Here is a 20,734-nt window from a genome sequence, read left to right on the forward strand (position 1 = left end):
CATTATTTCTGCGTTGCAAACCATCCGGCAGCCTTGACGAGTTCATCGTCGAGAGTCTGCACCTTTTTCTGTGCCTCACCAACAAGGGGATTGTTGACATTCTCCACAAAGCTACCAAGTGTCGACTGACATTTCTCAAGTGCGGCAATAGCTTCTGTCACAGCAGTCTCAAGAGAGGAAAGAGACGGATAGGAATTGTCCTTCATATACTGGATAATACTCTTCGACGTGTCTCGCCCGTCGCCATTTCTTCCTCCATAGAGTGTGTTCTCGATACTGAGTATGTTATCGCGGAAATCCACAAACGACTTATGGCTGTAGGGCGACTCTATATAGTTGACATCCTCGCCTGAATATGGATTGCCAATCTTGGTGTTTGCCACCTCATTAGCGATATTCTCGCATCCAGCCTGCAAGATAGTCACCATCACTTCCTGCCATGAGGCGTAAGTGCTGCCAGCCTTTCCTGCGGCAAGCATATTCTCGCCGTACGACTTCGAACCTCCATTCACGGTGAAAGGAAGTTCCACCTCCTCTACCCTATCAATGTGACTCTGAGGAGCACCGGCATTCCATGCCACCTCCATCTGGAAGCAACGGTCGCGCAGGTCGCCGGCAACGGCAGTAGCGTAGATGAGTTCCTGTAGTCCGGTGACGTGGGCTCCAATCTTAGTGAACGCCTCATTAGTCTCCTCGGCTCTCAGATCGGCAATCTTGCGGTTGGCTCCATCACGGAAGATGATAAACTCAATGCCATGGAATCCAAGCAGTTCCTGTCCGAGTTTGCCTCCTGCATAAGCAATACCATCCTCCCCTTCGAGCTTAGCCACCTGGTCGGCATTCTTCAGAGCAGTGGCAAGTCCGTCGGCATCCAAGGGCCAAGTGTCTATATGCGGGTCGATACCGAAGTCAGTAGCTGCTCCATAAAGGAACGCCTCGCTCTTTTCCCATTCCTCGCGAGCCTCAAGGAATATGCTGCATATATTATCAATATCACCTTGACTGACATTTTGTGGATTGGATTTAAACCTTTCAGTGACATCGGCAAGACTCTCATACAGCTGATTAGTGGCATCTGCGATGGCTCCGTATGTCTGGTATATGGTATTCGTGACATACTGCGAGGCAATGGCCTCCATCTTCTGTTCATTCACACTGAGGGCATTGTCGCCACTCTGATTCTCGTTGTTGTCATCACTACATGATGCGCCAAGGGCGATAATGGCACTCATTGCCATCATCATTCCCATCTTTTGCAAAACATTATTCATCCTTATAATTATTTTTAATTTGACTTCATTATTCATTTATAAAAAGAATCCCTGATAAGCCACTCCTATCGACACCGACGGTTCGTCGTTATACTGACTCTTGAGGAAACGCTTGGAATATTCAGCCTTCACCGCCACCTGCGGCACAGGCATCCAATTGAAACCCAGCGCAATACGCTTCTTTGCTGTATATTCATACTGCTGCTGTTCGGCAGAAGGGATATAGGAATTATAATATTCATATCGCCCGAAGACATAGAATTTCTGTTTGTCCTTTTTCATCCTGTCAATCTGCGAAAACACGTTGTAGCCAGCCTCAACACCGTATGCCAAGGCGTTTTTGCCAACGGGAGTCTTCTTGTATGGAGCATTATTGGCAGTGAGATTGCGCTTGATACTGCTTATCGTGGCGGCATCGCCCACATATCCATAGTCGATATTGCCACGCACTATCCAGTTGTTGCGGTCGAGGGTAAAGTCTGCGGCACCTATCGCCACCACACCTTTTATATTATTATATTGCTTTTCTCCCTCATATTCTCCAGCCGAATTATATTTGTCGCCCTCAAGGTCGTGGGGAAAGGAGTTGTGCATCGCCTTACCATAATAGCCACTCACACCGATGCGCACTCCGGGAATGGTGTAGTTATCCACACGGGCTGCAAAGCCATATTTGTTTGCCACCTTAAACTCAGCCGACGAGCCGGCTCCGTTCTGCACCCAGTTTTCGCGGTTGAACAGAAAGGCGTCGAGTCCTGCCACCACCATCGCCTCATAGCGGAAGTCACCCATTTTACCCCATAGGCTGATTCCGGTGTCGTGCCATGTAGAAGGAAGGATAGTACCCTCACCCTCTGGGCGATAAACGGTGAAGAAGTTAAGTGGTTCGTGGTGGGCATTGAGTAGACCGACAGGAACGATGATATGTCCAGCCCTCACATTCAATTCCTTGCAGAAAGTCTTCTGAATCCAAAACTGTTCGAGTTCCACCTCTCCGCCTTTCTCTATCTCCTGTTCCCATTCTCCACCCTCAGAGAATTCCTTCTCTTGGGCGCATCCCGTACCGGTATGCTCAAATTCAATCTCCGACGACATAATCCATCCTTTACCGAAGTCATAACTCAGATAAATAACGGCATGTGGTATATCGAAGCGTCCATGACTCGGGTCGTTGGCATACTTCTTCGGGTCGCTGTAGCGATACACGTTGTCGCTATAGAAATTTCGGGTAAGTGCCACCTCGCCATATCCTCCCACCTTCAGTTGGGCATCAGCATCACAAGGCATCATCGCCATGGCAGTCATTGCCGCCGTAATTATCATCTTGTTCTTTTTCATAAGCCAAAATTATTGTTTTCGGCTGCAAAGGTATGATGATTCCACTTACCCCACAATACCTAAAACGAGGTAATCTACGGTCAAAACTACTTAATACTAAGTATGTTACACAACCTGCATTTCGGCTGATTACCTATTAGTGAGGGTCGATATAAGGATATTCTCCATCTTGTTTTGGGTGTACCAGTCATAGAAGCTGTCGAGCTTGCTGTCGTAGTTGCCAGGATAGCCCAAGGCATTAGGCCGTTCAACCTTGCATTGTTTTATTAACAAACTGTAATATTAATCATTATTAACTATAGGAATGCCACGTTTGTCTCTATTTTATCTTCGAAAATAAAATTGCTCTTAAATTCTTTGCATATCCAATATTATTTTTGTATATTTGCCATCAGAAAACACATGTTCCACACCAAAACAATAGAAAATATGATAATAACCATTCTTGTTCTTTTAGCTACAGTAGCAATGTTCATAATAGGCAAGATAAGGGCCGATATTGTTGCGCTCTGCGCACTGACGATTCTTATACTTTGCGGAATATTGTCACCTGCGGAAGCATTGTCGGGATTCTCAAATCCAGTGGTTGTAATGATGGTAGGATTGTTTGTAGTGGGTGGAGCCATACTGCAGACAGGACTTGCCAAGGCAGCGAGCCATAGGATTATGCAACTGGCAGGCAGCAACGATACTGCTATGTTTTTGCTTGTGGTGGTTGTAACGGCTCTCATCGGCGCTTTTGTCAGCAATACGGGGACCGTGGCTCTCATGATGCCAATAATCGTGTCGATGGCAATGGAGAGCAAGAAGAGTCCGTCAAGGCTGCTTATGCCATTGGCGTTCGCAAGCAGTATGGGCGGAATGCTGACACTCATCGGTACACCGCCTAACCTCGTGATAGACGAGGCACTGCGAGAGGCAGGCTACGACGGTCTTTCCTTCTTCTCGTTTTTCCCCGTCGGCATTATCTGTCTTGCCGTGGGCATAGCAGTGATGCTGCCACTCAGCAAGTTGCTTGTGAAGACAGGGGTGGAAGAAGGGAAGAAGAGTGAGAAATCGTTGGAAAAACTCGTGGAGGAATATCGGCTGGACAACAATGTGGAGGCTTACCGAGTGGATGGAAGAAGCAGCATCGTGGGAAAGTCGATAGCAGAGCTAAACCTTCGTGCAGAACACAATATTTCTATCATGGAAATACGCAACGAGACATTGCGTCATCGTGGGTTGATAAGAAACATAACGCAGTCGTTGCCCACACAAGAGAGTGTCATTGCCGCAGCCGACATCCTGTATCTGCAAGGACCCAAGGATGAGATAGAACGCTTTGCCTCTGATGCATGTCTGATAAAACAGAACACCAACACCATCGACTTCTACGACATTGGCATTGCGGAGATTGTGGTAATGCCGGAGTCGCGCCTTGTTGGCCAGTTGCTGCGGCAGTCGCGGCTGCGCGAACAATATCAAATAAATGTTCTCGGTGTGAAGCGGAGCCACGAATATATAACAGAGAACCTGCCCGAGGTGAAGCTGAAAGCTGGCGACACACTGCTAATACAAGGTCAGTGGGAGAACATATCGAAGATTGACTCCGAGGAGGAAGACTGGCTGCTGATAGGACAACCGAAGGAAATGGCGGAGCGCGTCACCCTTACATACAAAGCGCCGCTGGCAGCAATAATCATGCTTGCCATGATTGCCGTAATGGTGTTCGATTTCATTCCTGTCGCCCCTGTCACGGCAGTCATTGCCGCTGGTTTGCTGATGGTAGTGTCAGGTTGTTTCCGAAGTGTTGATGCCGCTTACAAGACCATCAACTGGGAGAGTATTGTTCTCATTGCAGCCATGATGCCCATGGCAACGGCACTTGAGAAGACCGGTGTTTCGGCTATGGTAAGCCATGGACTTGTGGCAGCACTTGGCAGCATAGGACCGATGGCCCTGCTCTGCGGCATATATTTCACGACGTCGTTGCTGACAATGTTTATCAGCAACACCGCAACGGCTGTGCTGATGGCACCCATAGCCTTGAGTGCCGCCACGGAACTCAATGTAAGTCCGTTGGCATTCCTCTTTGCGGTAACTCTTGGTGCCAGCATGTGTTTTGCCTCACCGTTTTCCACGCCTCCCAATGCTCTTGTGATGCAAGCCGGAGGCTACACCTTCAGCGACTATGTCAAGGTGGGTTTGCCCTTACAGATAATAATGGGAATAGTCATGACGATAGTCCTTCCTCTCCTATTTCCCTTATAAAGCCACTGGATATGATGCAGTCCGCAAGCCAAATCCTGTGCCAGGGAACAAGGAGTTGCTCATCATCCCCAATGCCAGCCATTGCGACCTCTACGATGGAGGCTATACCGAACTGGAAGGCAAGGGCAAGGCAAAAAATATGATTCCTTGGGACAAGATAGAAGAGTTTGTTAGATTGAATCTTGACATAAGCAAATGAAACGTTTCATCATATTCTTAACTTTGATAACAATAATGACGCAGCACTTTAGGGACAATTGGATTATTATTCGCACGATACCGACTGCTGCGAGGAAGACGTGACAAACAAGAAACCAGCACCGGACATGGTGGAGAGAATAATTTTTCTAATGAATGATGTCTGCAATACTTCAAGTCCAAAACTCGTCTTTTCCCTCTGCAACCATCTCACCACCGCATTTCGGGCAGGTGTGGCGGTTCCACCGGCGGATGTTCACACTGCTGCACTTAGGGCACAAGCGTCCTGCCTCACTGTTGAAGGATGGAGCCACCTCACCTATTATCCCTCCCACAACAATATTTTGCACAGTATGACAATCAAGACATTCCATAGGGATTATCTCCTGCTGAAACAGTCCTCGACCGTCATATACCTCTGTCTCATATCCACACGAGAGACACAGCATTTTTCTACTCTTTGACATATAATCATGCACATTGCTTACTCATCCCTTGCACCTTATCCATCTCTTGTATGACGCCTGATCAGTGTAGTCAATAGGCATGGTGGAATCAGCAGTGATTTTGGCAAATTCCTTGGATGCAGTGGTACGCAGACTATCATGCAGCACGTCGATAAACTCCTCTGTTCCAAGAGTCTGGTTTATCACCATCTTCGGATATACCGCCCTTTTGCCAGTATTCCTCACGTCATTCATTTCCTGTAGTAAGTACTTAACCATATACCAGTTGTTATTAGTTTATGATACCTGTTGTAATTGTCTCATTATATATTGTTGTAATTATTTCGCATTGCCTGTTGACATTTCCATAGAACAGGCATTTGTTTTACGTTCCGCAGTGGTGAATGTACGTTCCGCAGTGGTGAATGTACGTTCCGCAGTGGTGAATGTACGTTCCGCAGTGCGGAATATAAACCAAACACGGTGCAAAGATACATTAAAACAGGGTATTATGCAAACATCTGTACGACTATCCTTATACATTTACAACTATTTAACAGACAGCATCTCTTTAGCAATTATTACACTTTCACACGCGCGTGCTCATGATATAATTTTTCTTTATTTCTATCACTTCTATCACCATATTTATTAATAGTCTTATTTCTAATGGGTTAAATATTAAGAAGGAGTGACAGAAGAAGGGGGAAAACCATTTGACATGCGTTCTGTCCTAAAGGAGAAACGGTGGACGCATCTTTTTCAAGTGGACTTCTATATATTTCTCTTCCTTTTCTTGGAAATATAGTTTTTTTTTCGTATTTTTGCGGCATGAAAAGTGTTTGTTTGATAAATTGCAGATGATATGAGCAGATTCAAGTACCCTGTAGATACCGACCAGTTTATGTTGATTAGGGAACAAGGTTTGGTATATGTTGACAAGACAGACTTATTGTTCGACCTTGTCAGTCGATATAGGTATGTCTTCCTTGCCCGTCCCCGCCGTTTCGGAAAGTCGTTGTTGTGCAACACCTTCAAGGCTTATTTCCAGGGACAAAAGGAACTGTTCGAAGGATTGAAGGTCATGGACTTGGAGAAGGAATGGAAGACATATCCTGTGCTGCATTTCACAATGAGCGGACTGAAGAACCTTAAGGTGAGCGAGGCGAAGACCAAACTGGAAACAATGATTCGTGGTTACGAAAGCATATATGGACGCGACCCTCTGTCTATAACTCCCGGCGACCGTTTTCGCGACCTTATCCACAATGCAAGAAAGCAGACAGGTGAACAAGTGGTTGTCATACTCGACGAATACGATGCGCCCGTTATGCGATTGCTTTACGACACTGAACAGCTTGAGGAAATGCGCATGGTGCTGCGTGAGTTTTATCAGGTGCTGAAGGATGAGGGAGCATATCTCAAGTTTGTTTTTATCACAGGAGTAACGAAGTTTTCCCAGATGAGCATCTTCTCGGAGCTGAACAACCTGAAGCAAGTTTCCATGTTTGACGAATATTCAGGATTGTGCGGCATTACCCAAGAGGAACTCAACACCGCCTTGCGTCCTTGCGTTGAGGAATATGCCGAAGGTCTTGGCATTAGCGCTGACGAGGCATACGCCGTGCTCAAGAAGAACTATGACGGTTATCATTTCTCTGAGAACAGTCAGGATGTATATGCCCCATACAGCCTTTTGAATGCGCTCAACGACAGGGCTACAAGACACTACTGGTTTGAGTCGGGCACATCGGCATCGCTCATTGAGCACCTCAAACATTTCCCAAGCTTCAACCCTCTCGACTTCGATGGAGTGGAATTGTCGTTGGAGGAATTTAATGTACCATGCGAAAACGCTTCAACACCTGTCCCGATGCTTTATCAGAGTGGCTACTTGACAATTGATAATTATAATAAGGAGGACGATGTATATGTACTTCATTTCCCCAACTACGAGGTGCGCCAAGGTATAGTATATAGCTTGACAAACTATCTGATGGATATCTCCGACTGGGACAGAAATGCCACCATTCTTGCCATGGCTCGCGCCCTGAAACGTGGCGACCTTCCATCGGCACTTACTGAGCTCCGCTCCTACATATCCTCCTTGCCCTACGACATCATCACCCGCAAGGAGTGGATGGCGAAGAAGAAAAAGGAGGCGTTCTACAAGTTGCTGATGTATGTTGTGTTCTCTTTGCTCAACAGCAAGGTAGATACCGAGGTGAAAAGTGTGCTGGGTAGAGCCGATGTGGTCATCAAGACCAAGAACGACATCTATGTCCTCGAACTGAAAGTAGATGACACCGTAGATAATGCCTTGGCCCAGATAGACTCCAAGGGCTATGCCATCCCCTACGAAGCCGACGGACGCACAATAACAAAATGCGGAGTGACTATTTCCTCAGAGACTCGAAATATTGTGCATTGGCGTGCAGTAGATAATGAAGGCAAGGTAATAAATGAGCAGAAGTTTTGATGTGTTTTGCCTCACCGTTTTCCATACCTCCCAATGCGCTTGTGATGCAAGCGTTCTTCCTCTACTATTTCCCTTATAAGGCCTGGAGATCGTGTTCCGTGGTCACGGCATCTTTTCGGCTTTGACAACAAAACTTGGCTAATGGTAATAATTTCCACAATTCAGGTATTGCTTGTTTGTTCCGTTTGTTGTAATTTTGCGCCCGTAAATTAATTCACTAAGTGATTATGAAAAAGGTTATAGTTATTTCCACCAGTCTCCGTGCTGGGTCGAACAGCGATATGCTCGCTGAGAAGTTTGCTGAAGGTGCCAAGGCATCGGGCAATGAGGTAGAGAAGATTTCCCTTCGTGGAAAGGAAATCAAGTTTTGTGTGGGTTGTCTGAGTTGTCAGAAAACGGGTGCATGTGTGTTCAAGGACGATGTGCCTGAGATTATGGCGAAGGTGCTGAATGCCGATGTGGTCTGCTGGGCAACACCTATCTATTATTATGAGATGAGCGGACAGATGAAGACACTCATCGACCGCATGAATGCCATGTACCGGAAAAACTACCGTTTCCGCGACATCTATCTGCTCACCACTGCTGCCGAAGCTGAAGAGGATACTCCCCGACGTGCCGAGATTGGTCTGACAGGTTGGATTGACTGCTACGGCAAGTCTTCACTCAAAGGTCATCTCTTCTGCGGAGGTGTAAACGATGCGAGAGACATCGAAGGCAATGTCTGTTTATCAAAAGCCTACGAAATGGGTAAAGGGGTCTGATTAAAATGGAAATAGTGTTTTGCAAATATGAGAAATACAGAAGCGCTCATCTTATTTGTTTTCCTTTTTCTTTCGTGTAGTATGCGTCAAGAAACGAATGTCACAAGTATGTGTGAAAAGGATTCCATGTCTGTTGACGGCATAGTTCGTTTATCTAAAATTGAGGTCTATCCTCAATATTTAGATGAATACATAAAGTATGCCGTGAAGGTTGGGGAAGTCTCCTTGCGCACAGAACCTGGTGTGCTGACTATGTATGCCTTACAGGATAAGGAAAATCCATGCCTTGTGACCATCCTGGAGACCTATAGCTCTAAGGAAGCTTACGAGAAGCATATTGCTTCTGATCATTTTCAAAAATACAAGAAAGGAACGCTGCACATGGTTAAGTCGCTTCAACTATGTGATCAGACTGTGCTGAATCCTGCCAATAAGATTAATAATTACATCGACCAGTAGTTATGCGAATAACACGTTTTATCATATTCATTTTTTTTATAATAATAATGACGCTTAATGTTATGGCACAGAAGAAAATAGTACAGACGGCAGGCCGCACGCAGTTGGGCGAGTTTGCTCCAGAGTTTGCCCATCTCAACGATGATATTCTCTTTGGCGAGGTGTGGAGCCGCAACGACCTGCTCAGTCTTCGCGACCGCAGCCTTGTTACGCTCACCTCACTAATTAGTCAGGGCATCACCGACTCATCGCTCACCTACCACTTGCAGGAGGCGAAGAAGAACGGCATCACAAGAACGGAAATATCCGAAATCATCACACATATTGCTTTCTATGCAGGATGGCCCAAGGCATGGGCTGCATTCCGTCAGGCTAAGGAGGTTTGGAAAGAAGACACATCGGTGGAAGATGCGAAGAGTCGTTTCCAACAAGAGATGATTTTCCCTATTGGCGAACCCAATACTGCCTATGCCCAGTATTTCAAGGGCAACAGTTATCTGGCACGTATTTCCGGCGAGCAGGTCCCCATTGCCAATGTCACCTTTGAACCGGGCTGCCGCAACAACTGGCACATTCATCATGCCACCAAGGGCGGAGGACAGATGCTTATCGGTGTGGCAGGTCGTGGCTGGTATCAGGAGTGGGGAAAGCCTGCGCAGGAGATTCTCCCGGGGACGGTCATTCACATCCCAGCCGATGTAAAACATTGGCATGGAGCTGCTACCGACAGTTGGTTTGCCCATCTCGCCTTTGAGATAGAGGGAGAGAACGCATCCAATGAGTGGCTGGAACCAGTGTCTGACGCTGTCTATGAGAAGATTAATAAAAACAATCAAGAATGATGAACCGAATAACGGCTATCCACGAAGCAATCGGAGCAAGCCGGAATGAATCGGAGGCAATCTCCATGAAAGTGAACATCATGTTGTAATTTTGCACCCAGAAAATCATTCACTACTTTTGGAGCCGTTGGGGCTTGGTTAATTAACTATTCTCTTGGTATAAGACGTGATGAAACTTCGCCAGGATTCAAGCTCTCCCTGCACATCGACTAAAAGATATTTGCGAAGGAGGCCGAATAATTGGTAAAGGATCAAAAGGTATTGTTGATATAAAATTTGATAAAGGCTATGCTATGCTTGAACTTCAATCCGGGAAATACCACTTCTCTGTAATAAAAAGAATAGCAGACGTAATTCCTCATAGCAACGATGGAGATGAAAACCTAAAAAATGGTTATAACTCCCCAAAATCAGGTATGTCAGAATATAAATAATGTGAGTACCTTTGCACTCGAATTTAAAACAAAATACAATGTATATAGAAAAGATACAGTCGCCAGCCGACTTGAAACAGCTGGATTTGGAGGCATTGAAAGTTGTGGCAGAAGAGACACGTACCGCCGTATTGAACCGTGTCAGTAAGCATGGTGGACATGTAGGACCTAACCTGGGCTTCGTGGAGGCAACGGTGGCCCTGCATTATGTATTCAACGCGCCAGAGGACAAGTTTGTATTTGACGTTTCACACCAATGCTATCCTCACAAGGTGCTTACTGGTCGTGCATCGGGTTTTCTGGGCGACGTGGACGACATGAACGCCATCAGCGGATATTCTTCGCCAGCCGAAAGTCCTGTGTATGACAACTTTGAAGTGGGTCATACTTCCACATCCGTAAGTCTGGCTACAGGCTTGCAGAAGGCTCGCGACATCAAGGGAACCAGTGAGAACATCATTGCCATCATAGGTGACGGTTCGCTCTCAGGCGGCGAGGCTTTTGAGGGGCTTGATGAGGCATCGGAATTGGGCACAGGCATCATCATCGTGGTGAATGACAACGAGATGTCAATTGCAGAGAATCATGGTGGCATCTACAAGAACCTTCGTGCCCTTAGGGAAAGCAATGGCGAGTGCCAGCACAACTGGTTCAAGGCGTGGGGATTTGAATACAAATATCTGGAAGAAGGCAATGACCTGCAGAAACTGATCGAGGTGTTCCAGTCGGTCAAGGATACAGACAAGCCAACGGTCGTCCACATTCATACGGAGAAGGGACATGGTTTCCAACCCGCTATCGATAATAAGGAAGCATGGCATTGGGGTGCGCCATTCAACGTAGAAGATGGTTCAAGAAGTTCAAATAGTGCTAATAGTGCAGAGAGCTATGAAGAACTCTACAGCAACTGGATGCTACGTGAGATGAAGAACGATCCTACACTCATAGCAGTCACAGCAGGAACTCCTGCAGCCGCAGGCTTTTCTCCAGACAAGCGTAAAGAGGCAGGCAGGCAACACATCGACATGGGCATTGCCGAGGAACAGGCTTGCGCCATGGCAAGCGGTATGGCAAAGGGTGGTCTTCGTCCCGTCTGGACGGTTTACAGCACCTTCATCCAGCGCACTTACGACCAGATAGCGCAAGACCTTTGCATCAACTCCAATCCTGCTGTAATCAATGTGGTTTGGGGAGGTGCTGGTACGATGAATGACATCACCCACATCTGTCTGTTCGACATACCTATGCTGTGCAGTATTCCGGGACTTATCTATCTTGCCCCGACCACCTGTGAGGAATACTTTGCCATGCTTCGCTGGGCCATCCTTCAGGACAAGAAACCTGTCGCCATCCGTGTCCCAAGCAATGGCGTAGTTCACACTACCGAGGCGGTTGATACGGAGTATAGTTATGAGTCACGCTATAAAGTGATGCATAAAGGTTCTGAAGTGGCAATCATTGCTGCCGGATCATTCTATCTGAAGGGTGAGAATGTGGCTCGTCTGCTATCAGAGCAAGGCATCGATGCTACGCTTATCAATCCTCGTTACCTGAATGCAGTAGATGCCGGCACACTGGAGGCTCTCAAGGCAAGCCACAGGCTTGTTGTGACTCTCGAAGACGGCTCGAAGGATGGCGGATTCGGTGAACGCATCGCCTCTTATTACAGCACATCCGACATGAAAGTGCTGGTTGGTGGCATCAAGAAAGATCTCTACGACCGCTTCGACCTGCAACAATTACTCAGCGACAATCGTCTGCTGGATGAGCAAATCGTAGAGGATGTTTTGAATATTATCCGATAAAAAGTATCACATCATTATACATTATGAAACATCTGAAAATCTTGCTATTGGCCGTGTTGACAGTATTTGCGGCATCGGCTTGTTCACAAAACAAAGTAAAAAAGACAATGGAAAAGAAAAAAGTATTGGTAGTGTATTTCTCGGCAACGGGAACAACAAGGCAAGTGGCAAAACAAATTGCAAAAATCGCTGATGCCGACATCTGTGAGATAGCTCCGGCGAAGCCATATTCCAGTGCCGACCTCGACTGGACAAACAAACAGTCGCGTAGTTCGGTAGAGATGAGTAATCCTAAGGCACGGCCTGAAATCAAAGCCCTTTCGGTGGATGTGAGTAAGTACGACTACGTCTTCCTTGGCTATCCTATATGGTGGGACCTCGCGCCGAGAACAGTAAACACATTCATTGAAGCAGCAAACTTGGCAGGCAAGACTGTGATTCCTTTTGCAACGTCTGGAAGCAGCACCATAGCCAACAGTGTTGCCGTACTGAAAAAGTCTTATCCAAAAATCAACTGGCAGACAGGTAAACTGCTGAATCATGTCAGTGAGAAAGAGATTGGAACTTGGGTTTCTGCATCTATAAAATAAAATGAAAGAGATTTTTATCAATACTGTACAGGATTTCAACGACTATCAGGGGATGGAGACGCTTCATCCCCTGGTGAGCGTGGTGCATGTGGAGAATACGGAGCACATCAAGGAATGTGTGATGCATTATGGACTTTATGCCATCTATCTCAAAGAAAACAAGGGATGCAAGCTCTCTTACGGCCGCACACCCTACGACTTCGACGAGATGACCGTGACCAGCTTTGCCCCAGGGCAGGTTGTTAATGTTGAACCAAACCCCGATGTGCCTTTTGCCAAGTTCACAGCCTTGGTGTTCCATCCCGACCTTCTCAACCGCACCGCGTTAGGCAGGCAGATAAGCCGCTACGAGTTCTTCGGCTATTCCAGTACCGAGGCTTTACATCTCTCCGCCCAGGAAGTGGAAGTCTTTCGGGGTGTGCTCACAATGATAGAGCAGGAACTGCACCGAGCCATCGACAAGCATACCCGCGAACTTATTGTCTCCAACATCGAACTGCTGCTGAACTATTGCCTCCGTTTCTACGACCGCCAGTTCATCACCCGCGAGGAGATAAACCATTCTGTGGTAAAGAAATTCATAGAACTGCTTGATGATTATATCTCCACAAAAGCCCTTCGTGACGGGTTGCCTACGGTAGCTTATTTTGCAGACAAATGCTGTCTGTCTAACGGCTATTTCGGCAATCTGGTGCGCGTTGAAACTGGTCGTACCGCCAAGGACATCATCTCTGACCACCTTCTCGCCCATGCCAAACAGTTGCTGAACGACGAGACGCTGACCGTCACAATGATAAGCAATCGTCTCGGCTTTGAATATCCGCAGCATTTCGTCCGCTTCTTCAAATCACACACAGGCAAGACCCCTTCCGCATACAGGAATGCCCTTATCTGAACTTGTCAGAAGTCAGCAACCTTCATCGGCAATAAGGTTAATCTTGTCTGGAATGGAAATGCCAGAACAGGACAGGGATGTCCAGAAATCCACTATATGCAAGTACAGCGACATCATTCTATAGGCCAATGACTAAGGCATTGGCAACAGCCCTTCCCATTTGACATCCCAGTCCTTGGGAAACCCCGGGACGGGTGATGTGCATCCGTCCCATCCGGCACACATCATGGCCACAGCTGTGAGCAAACCGCCGTTGCCCGGCATATAAACACGCAGACGCTGGTCTTGATAGTTGTGTCCGCTGACAAGGTAGGTGTTGGTGCGCTTCGGCATAAGCAGGGCGTCAACTGCCATGTCTGCCTCGCCAAGTCGGGCGCAAGTCATTGCCGCCATGGGATAGTCCCATCCCCAGGTCTTGTCCCAGTTCCAGTTGTCCCAAATCCATCTAAGTGTCCTTGCCATCACCGTCTTGTCGAGCAGTTTGCTGTCGGGCATCATCCCGAAGGCTCCGAGCAATGCAGGGTGGTCGCTTGTCATGCGCCTGTCGGTATATGTGTTTATGGCACTCTCTGCGGCGAGATACAATCCTTCGGCGTTGTATGCCAGGGGAGACAGCTTGTCCATCACCTGTTGTGTCTCGATAGCAGGCTCTAGTCCTCGTCTTGCCCTCCATCTCTGAGCCATGTCGAGCGCTGTAAGCCAATATGACAGTTCGAAGGGCGGATTTATGGTGGAGTCGGCCTTGAGGGTCTCCTGCGCAGGTATGCAGCCACGCAGTATATATCGGTCGTTGACAGAATCATACTCGGCAAAGTCAGTCATGAAGAGGGCTGTCTCGTCCACAAGCTGGCCGTATTTATCCAGCACCCCTTTGCGCTCCTCGTCCGTCTTTGCCGCGCGGTAAAGCAGTTCTGCCATATAGATCAGATGAGGCTGCTGCCATATCAGGAAGGAGCCTACGTTGGACGGCGCTTCCTCTGCCGAGGGGTCAGTCATCTTCATCCATCTCACACCTTTGAATCCCTGGCGTTGGGCTATGGCGCGGGCTTTGTCCCGAGCTGTGGCATACCATGAGAGCTGGCGGTCGAGAAGTCGGGGCTTGTTCCAGAGACCGTAGTGAACGAGATGCCACCATGTCATTTCCAGGTGGAACTTCCCATACCATGAGTTGTACGTGAGCCCTGTCTCCTGTGGCGGGATATTGCCGGCCTCCTGTGCTCCCATGAGATATTGGCTGAGGATGATGCGGCGCTCAAGTTCGGCCGCCCTTTGGTCCTTCACGTTGCCGAGGTCGATGAAGCCGCCCTCGTTCCAGTATGCTCGCCAGCGATCAGCTGATGCCTTGGCGCAGGAGACGAAGTCGAGAGTGGCAGATGATATGGCACCAGTGTCTGATGGGCCTTCCACACGCGGGCTCTCCTGGAAGGTGGCTGTGAAGGACAGGCGTCCGCCTTTTGCCCTGAGCACAATCTTGTGTTGTCCCGTCTGCCTTATGTCTGCCAGGCCTTGCCATGACACATATATATAATAGACGGCATTGTCGAGCTCTCGGGTGATAACGGCAGAGTACTTCCCTGCCTCCAGGGTTGTCTTATGCATATTGTCATCAGCCTTCCACTGGCAGGCGTCGTCGCAATGTCCGCCTGAAGGGTAGGCAAAACTGAAGGCCACGGCGATATTGCCGGCAGGCTTATTGTCCTTAGCCCCTCCTTCCATGGATATACTTGACGCCACACAATCAGCATCTGGCGCGCACACGGTCTCTACATTATACTTCACTCCCTCGTGCTCGAACTTGCTGTCTATCTTCCCCGTCCAAAGGTCAAGAGTCTGATTGACGCCTCTTATCTTCGACGTGTCGGAGATGTCCAGTCCAATCGTCCCGAGATGAAGCCTGTGGGGATTGGCTCTAAGATAATCCACTGCCTTGCGCGTCCTTTCGGGATGCTTTATCTGTAGCGAATAATATTCGGGATGTCCTCGGCGGAAGTTGTGGTTGGCCAACGCGTCCTTCGCCTGGAAACCTTCGACATTGGGAAAAGAATGCCACCCCCATTCGCTCATGGTGCCAAGCGGCACGCCGCGGGCATAAATGTGAGGGAAGGTCTGCAGGCCCGTGGCGTCGACGGTAAAGGCAAACTGTCCGTTTCCCACCGTCAGGGATGACAGTGAGTCAAAATTTGTGACGTGGGGGTTGTGACGTGTCACTACCTTGAATCTGTTTATCTTTTCGGCAGCTGCTTCGCTGCACACGACAGCTATGCCTAACACTGCTGCCGTTATGATTTTCCTGATTTGTTTGTTCATATCGTTTAAAAGACAAAATTACAGCTATTTTACCAAAGCCACAAGCGTTTAGCGTAATTTAACATAAATTTCCCTCTCCCTTGAACATCTCATTGCGCCTGTCGTCTGAAGACGGCATGAGCCGCCTGCGGATGCTTTCTTATGCTCTATGTGCCTCTAATGCGGTTATCAGATCACGAAAATACTCTCGGTTAGTAAGTTGGTCAAACATCATTGCAAGCAGTCAGTTCCTACATTTGGGTTGTCTAAACATAAAAATCAGTTGTCTAATCTACAAAAATGCACATTGATGTACTTAAAAAGGTTGCAAAAAACAATTTCTTTCACTATATTTGCAGCGATAATCATTATATATTTTTCAACCTAATTAAAGCAAAAGTATGATTAACGTAAACCAACTAAAGAGTGACATGTCGTATGCAACAGCCAAATGCCGACTACTATTAGCATCAGTCACAACAATGGTGGCACTCAGTGCCTGTACTTCCGTTGATGACAATCCAGTAACTCCCACCCCAAAAAAGAACGATGCCGTTTTGATAAAGGACAAGGACAAGCTGGCGATGATCTATTCGCTAAAGGACCTTGAGGGAAACAAGGGTCGTATATACGAGATGACATACAACGTGGACTACAAACTTGACAAGGCGCTGAACTTCGGCATCGACGGCACAAATAGTCTGAAGACATTTGTGGCCATCAACCTGATGGACACCATCATACCCGGATATAAGACCAAGGTGTCTTACGATGCAGGATGCAGTGCCTTTGCATGTCCCGACAGAAACTCGGGAGACTTCCTGATGGGCAGAAACTTCGACTTCAACCATAAGGACCCCGACACAAAAGAAAGAATCATGATACCGCTGATAGTTGTGCATACCGCTCCTGCGGGAGGCAAGAAGTCGGTGTCGTTCGTAGACGGGCAGTTTGTTGATTATGAAAGCGGATTCTACAACGACGGGAAGTCTGACCTTTCAATGCTGATGGCCTTGCCATACCTCCTGCTCGACGGCATCAACGAAGACGGCTTTGCAGTGAGTGTACTCAAACTCGACGGTAAACCTACCCAACAACGGGAAGAGGGAAAGAAGAAGATTTTCACAACCATAGCCATGCGAATGCTGCTCGACAGGGCAAGCACAGTGGAACAAGCCAAGAATATGCTGAAAGAGTACAACATGTGTATGGACAACGACACAGCCAGCTACCATTTCTTCATGGCTGACGCCACTGGCGACTATGCCATAGTGGAATATACCAACTCTAACACAGGAGACTACCCTAAAAATATTGAATTCCTCCAAGGCAACGATACCTTGCGTTGTGTGACCAACTTCTATGTATCGCCCACCATGGGAGAGACAAAGTATGGAATGAAATACTCTAAACACGGAATGGACAGGTATGTAAAACTGCGTGAAACATTGCAGGAAAACAATTATACCCTTACTCCCGACGAAGGCAGGAAACTCCTGGAATTTGTTTCTCAAGGACCGGAAGTGGAGGAGACTACGGGATTCACCCAGTGGTCGGAAATCTTCAACCTCAACAAAAAGACCGTGACCATGTCTATTCTCAGGGAATGGAACAAGAAGTTTGAGTTTGGCATTGAATAGCCTGAGACAGGAGCTCATTATTAAAATTATTATATTATGAAATAATCATGATAAAAACGAGTTTTTGTCTATCCCTTTGTTTTTGCTGCCTAAGCATTATGGCTGCGGAAAGAGAGATAAAGGTGAGGGAAACTGCATTTGCCGACATGGCAAGTGCAGTTGATGTACTTGGGCAACAGGCTGGCATTGACTTTGTTAACGAAAAATAATGATAGATGGAATTTACGAAGCCACAGTATATTTAGACAACCGACAGATAAACGACCTCGACCAACTTCGCCGACTTACTGCCTCAAAGATTGACAACATAAAAATCATTATCAGCCCAAACGCCGAGTATGGCAGCATCCAGAAAGCCATACTGAAAGATGGTATTATGCAAACATCTGTACGACTATCCTTATACATTTACAACTGTTTTACAGACAGCATCTCTTTAGCAATTATTACTCTCTTACGCGCTCGTGCGGATATATTATGAAGGAACTTGAGCGTGGTGGACAGGTAATGGTGGACGCTTCTTTTTCAAATGGACTTCATTATATTTCTCATACTTTTCTTGGAAATATCGTTTTTATTTCGTATTTTTGCAGCGTGAAAGTGTTTGTTTGATAAATTGCAGATGATATGAGCAGATTCAAGTACCCTGTAGATACCGACCAGTTTCAGAGAATTCGTGAAGATGGCAAGGTGTATGTTGACAAGACCGGCATGATGTATAGCCTTGTCAGCAAGTATCAGTATGTATTCCTTGCCCGTCCCCGCCGTTTTGGCAAGTCGTTGTTGTGCAACACTTTCAAGGCTTATTTCCAAGGTCAGAAGGAACTGTTCGAAGGATTGAAGGTCATGGACTTGGAGAAGGAATGGAAGACATATCCCGTGCTGCATTTCACAATGAGCGGACTGAAGAACCTTAAGGTGAGCGAGGCGAAGACAAAGCTGGGAAACTTTATTGCCGACTACGAACGACTATATGGGCGTAATACGGAGGAGGAAACTCCAGGAGCCCGCTTTCGCGGCTTGATTCACAGGGCTTGTGAAAAGACTGGCGAGCGTGTCGTGGTAATCCTCGACGAGTACGACGCACCCGTTATGCGATTGCTCTACGACACAAAACAGCTTGAAGAAATGCGTATGATGCTACGTGAGTTTTATCAGGTGCTGAAGGACGAAGGGGCATATCTTAAGTTTGTTTTTATCACAGGAGTGACGAAGTTTTCCCAAATGAGCATCTTCTCAGAGCTGAACAACCTGAAACAAGTTTCCATGTTTGACGAATATTCAGGTCTGTGTGGAATTACCCAGGAAGAACTCAACACCATCTTACGTCCTTGTGTTGAGGAATATGCTGAAGCTCTTGGCATTAGCGTTGATGACGCATACGCTGTGCTAAAGAAGAACTATGATGGTTATCATTTCTCTGAGAACAGTCAGGATGTATATGCCCCATACAGTCTTTTGAATGCACTCAACGACAAGGCCACCAGACACTACTGGTTTGAGTCGGGCACATCGGCATCGCTCATTGAGCATCTCAAACATTTCCCCAACTTCAACCCTCTCGACTTTGATGGAGTGGAGTTGTCGTTGGAGGAATTTAATGTGCCGTGCGAGAATGCTTCGACACCTGTCCCGATGCTTTATCAGAGTGGCTACTTGACCATTTCATCTTATGACAAGCTGCTGGATTCCTACACCCTTCACTTCCCCAACTACGAAGTGCGTCAGGGCATGATATATAGCTTGACAAACTATTTGATGGATATATCCGATTGGGACAGAAATGCCACCATACTGGAGATGGCCCGTGCATTGGTAAAAGGCGACCTGCCATCGGCACTTACCGAACTCCGCTCCTACATAGCCTCCTTGCCCTACGACATCATCACCCGCAAGGAATGGATGGCGAAGAAGAAAAAGGAGGCATTCTATAAGTTGCTGATGTACGTTGTGTTCTCTTTGCTCAACAGCAAGGTGGACACAGAGGTAAAGAGCGTGCTCGGTAGAGCCGATGTGGTAATCAAGACCAAGAACGACATCTATGTCCTCGAACTGAAGGTGGACGACACCGTGGATAATGCCTTGGCCCAGATAGACTCCAAAGGCTATGCCATTCCCTACGAAGCCGACGGACGCCAGCTGACCAAATGCGGAGTAACCATATCCTCAGAGGCTCGAAACATTGTGCATTGGCGTGCAGTGGACAATGAAGGAAAAGTCATCGACGAGCAGAAGTATGAATGACATCTGATTTATAGGATATAACAATATGAAGAAACTGCCAATACTTATATTTATATTGCTTTGCCTCACTGCCATGGCAACAAGTTGTGGAAGCTATCGCAAGGCAGAAAGAAACATAGAGAATGATCTGAAACAGGCTCTCGCCAAGACCATCAATGAAAAGGGCATGGAAACAATGCGCCAAGACTCTATACGCGCCTATCGAAGCATTGCCCGCACAGAGGGAGAGATGATGACTATCGCTGTGGGCGACGAGACCCTGCGCAGGCATCTCCGTAATCCGCAGTTGGGTGAGATGGCTTTTATCACCTATACAGTAAGATGCGAGAGGGGAGGATGGAAAGTGACGTTCGATACCGAGGCCAAGTGCTCTGCAGTAATGATATGGAGCCTCTCCGACCAAAGGTTGTCTGCATGGCTCGCCGTCATGGCATTGCTTTCGCTCGCCTTGTCGTTCAGGGGCAGAAGGCAAAGCCCACCAATCACGATGGATAGTTTCAGTGCAACCCATCTCACTCCCATGCAGCGCCAACTCATGGAGATGTTTGTCGCCTCCGGCTCCCACCGCCTGTCAAAACATGAAATATGTGATGCTCTCTGGCCAAAGAAGGACGATGCCAGCGAGACATTGTATGCCTTGATAAGCAGATTGAAACGCGAATTGGACAAGACAAGCAGTTTCGACATCATATCAGACCGAGGTAGGGCTTATATCCTAAAGCGGAGAAAATCAGAGAGTTGACTTTCTGACAGATTATTTGTCAGACAATTGTCAGCATGAAAAATCTTT

Annotated in this window: 18 protein-coding genes and 1 pseudogene; 13 read left to right on the forward strand and 6 right to left on the reverse strand. The window is 47.3% G+C overall.

Features of this window, described 5'->3' with window-relative positions:
- Positions 1-2: 2 nt before the first annotated feature.
- The 3 genes from CIK98_RS12235 to CIK98_RS18265 all read right to left on the reverse strand — a co-directional run bounded on the left by CIK98_RS12235 (position 3) and on the right by CIK98_RS18265 (position 2,882).
- Entirely contained in the window at positions 3-1,271 is a 1,269-nt protein-coding gene (locus tag CIK98_RS12235) for an imelysin family protein (protein WP_094384904.1), read from the reverse strand.
- A gap of 36 nt (positions 1,272-1,307) precedes the next feature.
- Entirely contained in the window at positions 1,308-2,594 is a 1,287-nt protein-coding gene (locus tag CIK98_RS12240) for a hypothetical protein (protein ID WP_371683271.1), read from the reverse strand.
- Between the two features lie 144 nt (positions 2,595-2,738).
- Positions 2,739-2,882, reverse strand: coding sequence for a hypothetical protein (locus CIK98_RS18265; RefSeq protein ID WP_172409936.1), 144 nt, complete (start codon positions 2,880-2,882; stop codon positions 2,739-2,741).
- A gap of 156 nt (positions 2,883-3,038) precedes the next feature.
- Between CIK98_RS18265 and CIK98_RS12245 the strand changes: the two genes are divergently transcribed.
- Together CIK98_RS12245 and CIK98_RS17725 are read left to right on the forward strand one after the other, a co-directional pair.
- The gene (locus tag CIK98_RS12245) at positions 3,039-4,862 is read left to right on the forward strand and encodes an SLC13 family permease (RefSeq protein ID WP_094384906.1); all 1,824 of its coding nucleotides are present in this window, start codon (positions 3,039-3,041) and stop codon (positions 4,860-4,862) included.
- Positions 4,863-4,899: 37 nt separating this feature from the next.
- Positions 4,900-5,061 (forward strand): hypothetical protein, encoded by a 162-nt coding sequence (locus CIK98_RS17725; protein WP_216358977.1) that lies wholly within the window; start codon positions 4,900-4,902, stop codon positions 5,059-5,061.
- Between the two features lie 172 nt (positions 5,062-5,233).
- On the opposite strand, the gene CIK98_RS12250 is transcribed toward CIK98_RS17725, so the two are convergent.
- Together CIK98_RS12250 and CIK98_RS12255 are read right to left on the reverse strand one after the other, a co-directional pair.
- Positions 5,234-5,527 (reverse strand): hypothetical protein, encoded by a 294-nt coding sequence (locus CIK98_RS12250; protein ID WP_094384629.1) that lies wholly within the window; start codon positions 5,525-5,527, stop codon positions 5,234-5,236.
- A gap of 21 nt (positions 5,528-5,548) precedes the next feature.
- Positions 5,549-5,785 (reverse strand): hypothetical protein, encoded by a 237-nt coding sequence (locus CIK98_RS12255; protein WP_094384631.1) that lies wholly within the window; start codon positions 5,783-5,785, stop codon positions 5,549-5,551.
- Between the two features lie 586 nt (positions 5,786-6,371).
- On the opposite strand from CIK98_RS12255, the gene CIK98_RS12260 reads away from it, so the two are divergent.
- From CIK98_RS12260 to CIK98_RS12290, 7 genes and pseudogenes are all read left to right on the forward strand, one after another.
- Positions 6,372-7,985, forward strand: a complete 1,614-nt coding sequence (locus CIK98_RS12260) for an ATP-binding protein (RefSeq protein WP_094384633.1) — start codon at positions 6,372-6,374, stop codon at positions 7,983-7,985.
- 227 nt (positions 7,986-8,212) lie between these two features.
- Positions 8,213-8,749 (forward strand): flavodoxin family protein, encoded by a 537-nt coding sequence (locus tag CIK98_RS12265; protein ID WP_094384635.1) that lies wholly within the window; start codon positions 8,213-8,215, stop codon positions 8,747-8,749.
- 108 nt (positions 8,750-8,857) lie between these two features.
- Positions 8,858-9,208: pseudogene (locus CIK98_RS12270) on the forward strand (putative quinol monooxygenase); the annotation flags it as partial.
- A gap of 2 nt (positions 9,209-9,210) precedes the next feature.
- Complete coding sequence (locus tag CIK98_RS12275; protein WP_094384639.1) at positions 9,211-10,050, forward strand: carboxymuconolactone decarboxylase family protein; 840 nt, start codon at positions 9,211-9,213, stop codon at positions 10,048-10,050.
- Positions 10,051-10,522: 472 nt separating this feature from the next.
- The gene (locus CIK98_RS12280; protein WP_094384641.1) at positions 10,523-12,289 is read left to right on the forward strand and encodes a 1-deoxy-D-xylulose-5-phosphate synthase; all 1,767 of its coding nucleotides are present in this window, start codon (positions 10,523-10,525) and stop codon (positions 12,287-12,289) included.
- A 23-nt stretch (positions 12,290-12,312) separates the two neighbouring features.
- Positions 12,313-12,879, forward strand: a complete 567-nt coding sequence (locus CIK98_RS12285) for a flavodoxin (RefSeq protein ID WP_094384643.1) — start codon at positions 12,313-12,315, stop codon at positions 12,877-12,879.
- Between the two features lies 1 nt (position 12,880).
- Positions 12,881-13,774, forward strand: a complete 894-nt coding sequence (locus tag CIK98_RS12290) for an AraC family transcriptional regulator (protein ID WP_094384644.1) — start codon at positions 12,881-12,883, stop codon at positions 13,772-13,774.
- Between the two features lie 132 nt (positions 13,775-13,906).
- On the opposite strand, the gene CIK98_RS12295 is transcribed toward CIK98_RS12290, so the two are convergent.
- A complete protein-coding gene (locus CIK98_RS12295; RefSeq protein ID WP_253249724.1) occupies positions 13,907-16,081 on the reverse strand; it encodes a hypothetical protein in 2,175 nt (724 codons plus the stop codon).
- A 380-nt stretch (positions 16,082-16,461) separates the two neighbouring features.
- On the opposite strand from CIK98_RS12295, the gene CIK98_RS12300 reads away from it, so the two are divergent.
- From CIK98_RS12300 to CIK98_RS12315, 4 genes are all read left to right on the forward strand, one after another.
- Positions 16,462-17,700 carry a carcinine hydrolase/isopenicillin-N N-acyltransferase family protein gene (locus CIK98_RS12300; RefSeq protein ID WP_094384646.1) on the forward strand — a complete coding sequence of 413 codons (1,239 nt, stop codon included), beginning with the start codon at positions 16,462-16,464 and terminating at the stop codon, positions 17,698-17,700.
- Positions 17,701-17,908: 208 nt separating this feature from the next.
- Entirely contained in the window at positions 17,909-18,181 is a 273-nt protein-coding gene (locus tag CIK98_RS12305) for a hypothetical protein (protein ID WP_094384648.1), read from the forward strand.
- Between the two features lie 146 nt (positions 18,182-18,327).
- Entirely contained in the window at positions 18,328-19,944 is a 1,617-nt protein-coding gene (locus CIK98_RS12310; RefSeq protein WP_094384650.1) for an ATP-binding protein, read from the forward strand.
- 25 nt (positions 19,945-19,969) lie between these two features.
- Complete coding sequence (locus tag CIK98_RS12315; protein ID WP_094384651.1) at positions 19,970-20,686, forward strand: helix-turn-helix domain-containing protein; 717 nt, start codon at positions 19,970-19,972, stop codon at positions 20,684-20,686.
- The last annotated feature ends 48 nt before the right edge of the window (positions 20,687-20,734 follow it).

The organism is Prevotella sp. P2-180 (assembly GCF_002251435.1).
GTDB lineage: Bacteria > Bacteroidota > Bacteroidia > Bacteroidales > Bacteroidaceae > Prevotella.

What these genes read in the sequence shown, in the direction of transcription:
- CIK98_RS12300 (WP_094384646.1), top strand. Translation starts at nt 16,462, where the DNA reads ATGATTAACGTAAACCAACTAAAGAGTGACATGTCGTATGCAACAGCC.
- CIK98_RS12255 (WP_094384631.1), bottom strand. Translation starts at nt 5,785, where the DNA reads ATGGTTAAGTACTTACTACAGGAAATGAATGACGTGAGGAATACTGGC.
- CIK98_RS12275 (WP_094384639.1), top strand. Translation starts at nt 9,211, where the DNA reads ATGCGAATAACACGTTTTATCATATTCATTTTTTTTATAATAATAATG.
- CIK98_RS12250 (WP_094384629.1), bottom strand. Translation starts at nt 5,527, where the DNA reads ATGTCAAAGAGTAGAAAAATGCTGTGTCTCTCGTGTGGATATGAGACA.
- CIK98_RS12245 (WP_094384906.1), top strand. Translation starts at nt 3,039, where the DNA reads ATGATAATAACCATTCTTGTTCTTTTAGCTACAGTAGCAATGTTCATA.
- CIK98_RS12310 (WP_094384650.1), top strand. Translation starts at nt 18,328, where the DNA reads ATGAGCAGATTCAAGTACCCTGTAGATACCGACCAGTTTCAGAGAATT.
- CIK98_RS12315 (WP_094384651.1), top strand. Translation starts at nt 19,970, where the DNA reads ATGAAGAAACTGCCAATACTTATATTTATATTGCTTTGCCTCACTGCC.
- CIK98_RS12265 (WP_094384635.1), top strand. Translation starts at nt 8,213, where the DNA reads ATGAAAAAGGTTATAGTTATTTCCACCAGTCTCCGTGCTGGGTCGAAC.
- CIK98_RS12285 (WP_094384643.1), top strand. Translation starts at nt 12,313, where the DNA reads ATGAAACATCTGAAAATCTTGCTATTGGCCGTGTTGACAGTATTTGCG.
- CIK98_RS12235 (WP_094384904.1), bottom strand. Translation starts at nt 1,271, where the DNA reads ATGAATAATGTTTTGCAAAAGATGGGAATGATGATGGCAATGAGTGCC.
- CIK98_RS12305 (WP_094384648.1), top strand. Translation starts at nt 17,909, where the DNA reads ATGATAGATGGAATTTACGAAGCCACAGTATATTTAGACAACCGACAG.
- CIK98_RS12290 (WP_094384644.1), top strand. Translation starts at nt 12,881, where the DNA reads ATGAAAGAGATTTTTATCAATACTGTACAGGATTTCAACGACTATCAG.
- CIK98_RS12295 (WP_253249724.1), bottom strand. Translation starts at nt 16,081, where the DNA reads ATGAACAAACAAATCAGGAAAATCATAACGGCAGCAGTGTTAGGCATA.
- CIK98_RS12240 (WP_371683271.1), bottom strand. Translation starts at nt 2,594, where the DNA reads ATGATAATTACGGCGGCAATGACTGCCATGGCGATGATGCCTTGTGAT.
- CIK98_RS12280 (WP_094384641.1), top strand. Translation starts at nt 10,523, where the DNA reads ATGTATATAGAAAAGATACAGTCGCCAGCCGACTTGAAACAGCTGGAT.
- CIK98_RS12260 (WP_094384633.1), top strand. Translation starts at nt 6,372, where the DNA reads ATGAGCAGATTCAAGTACCCTGTAGATACCGACCAGTTTATGTTGATT.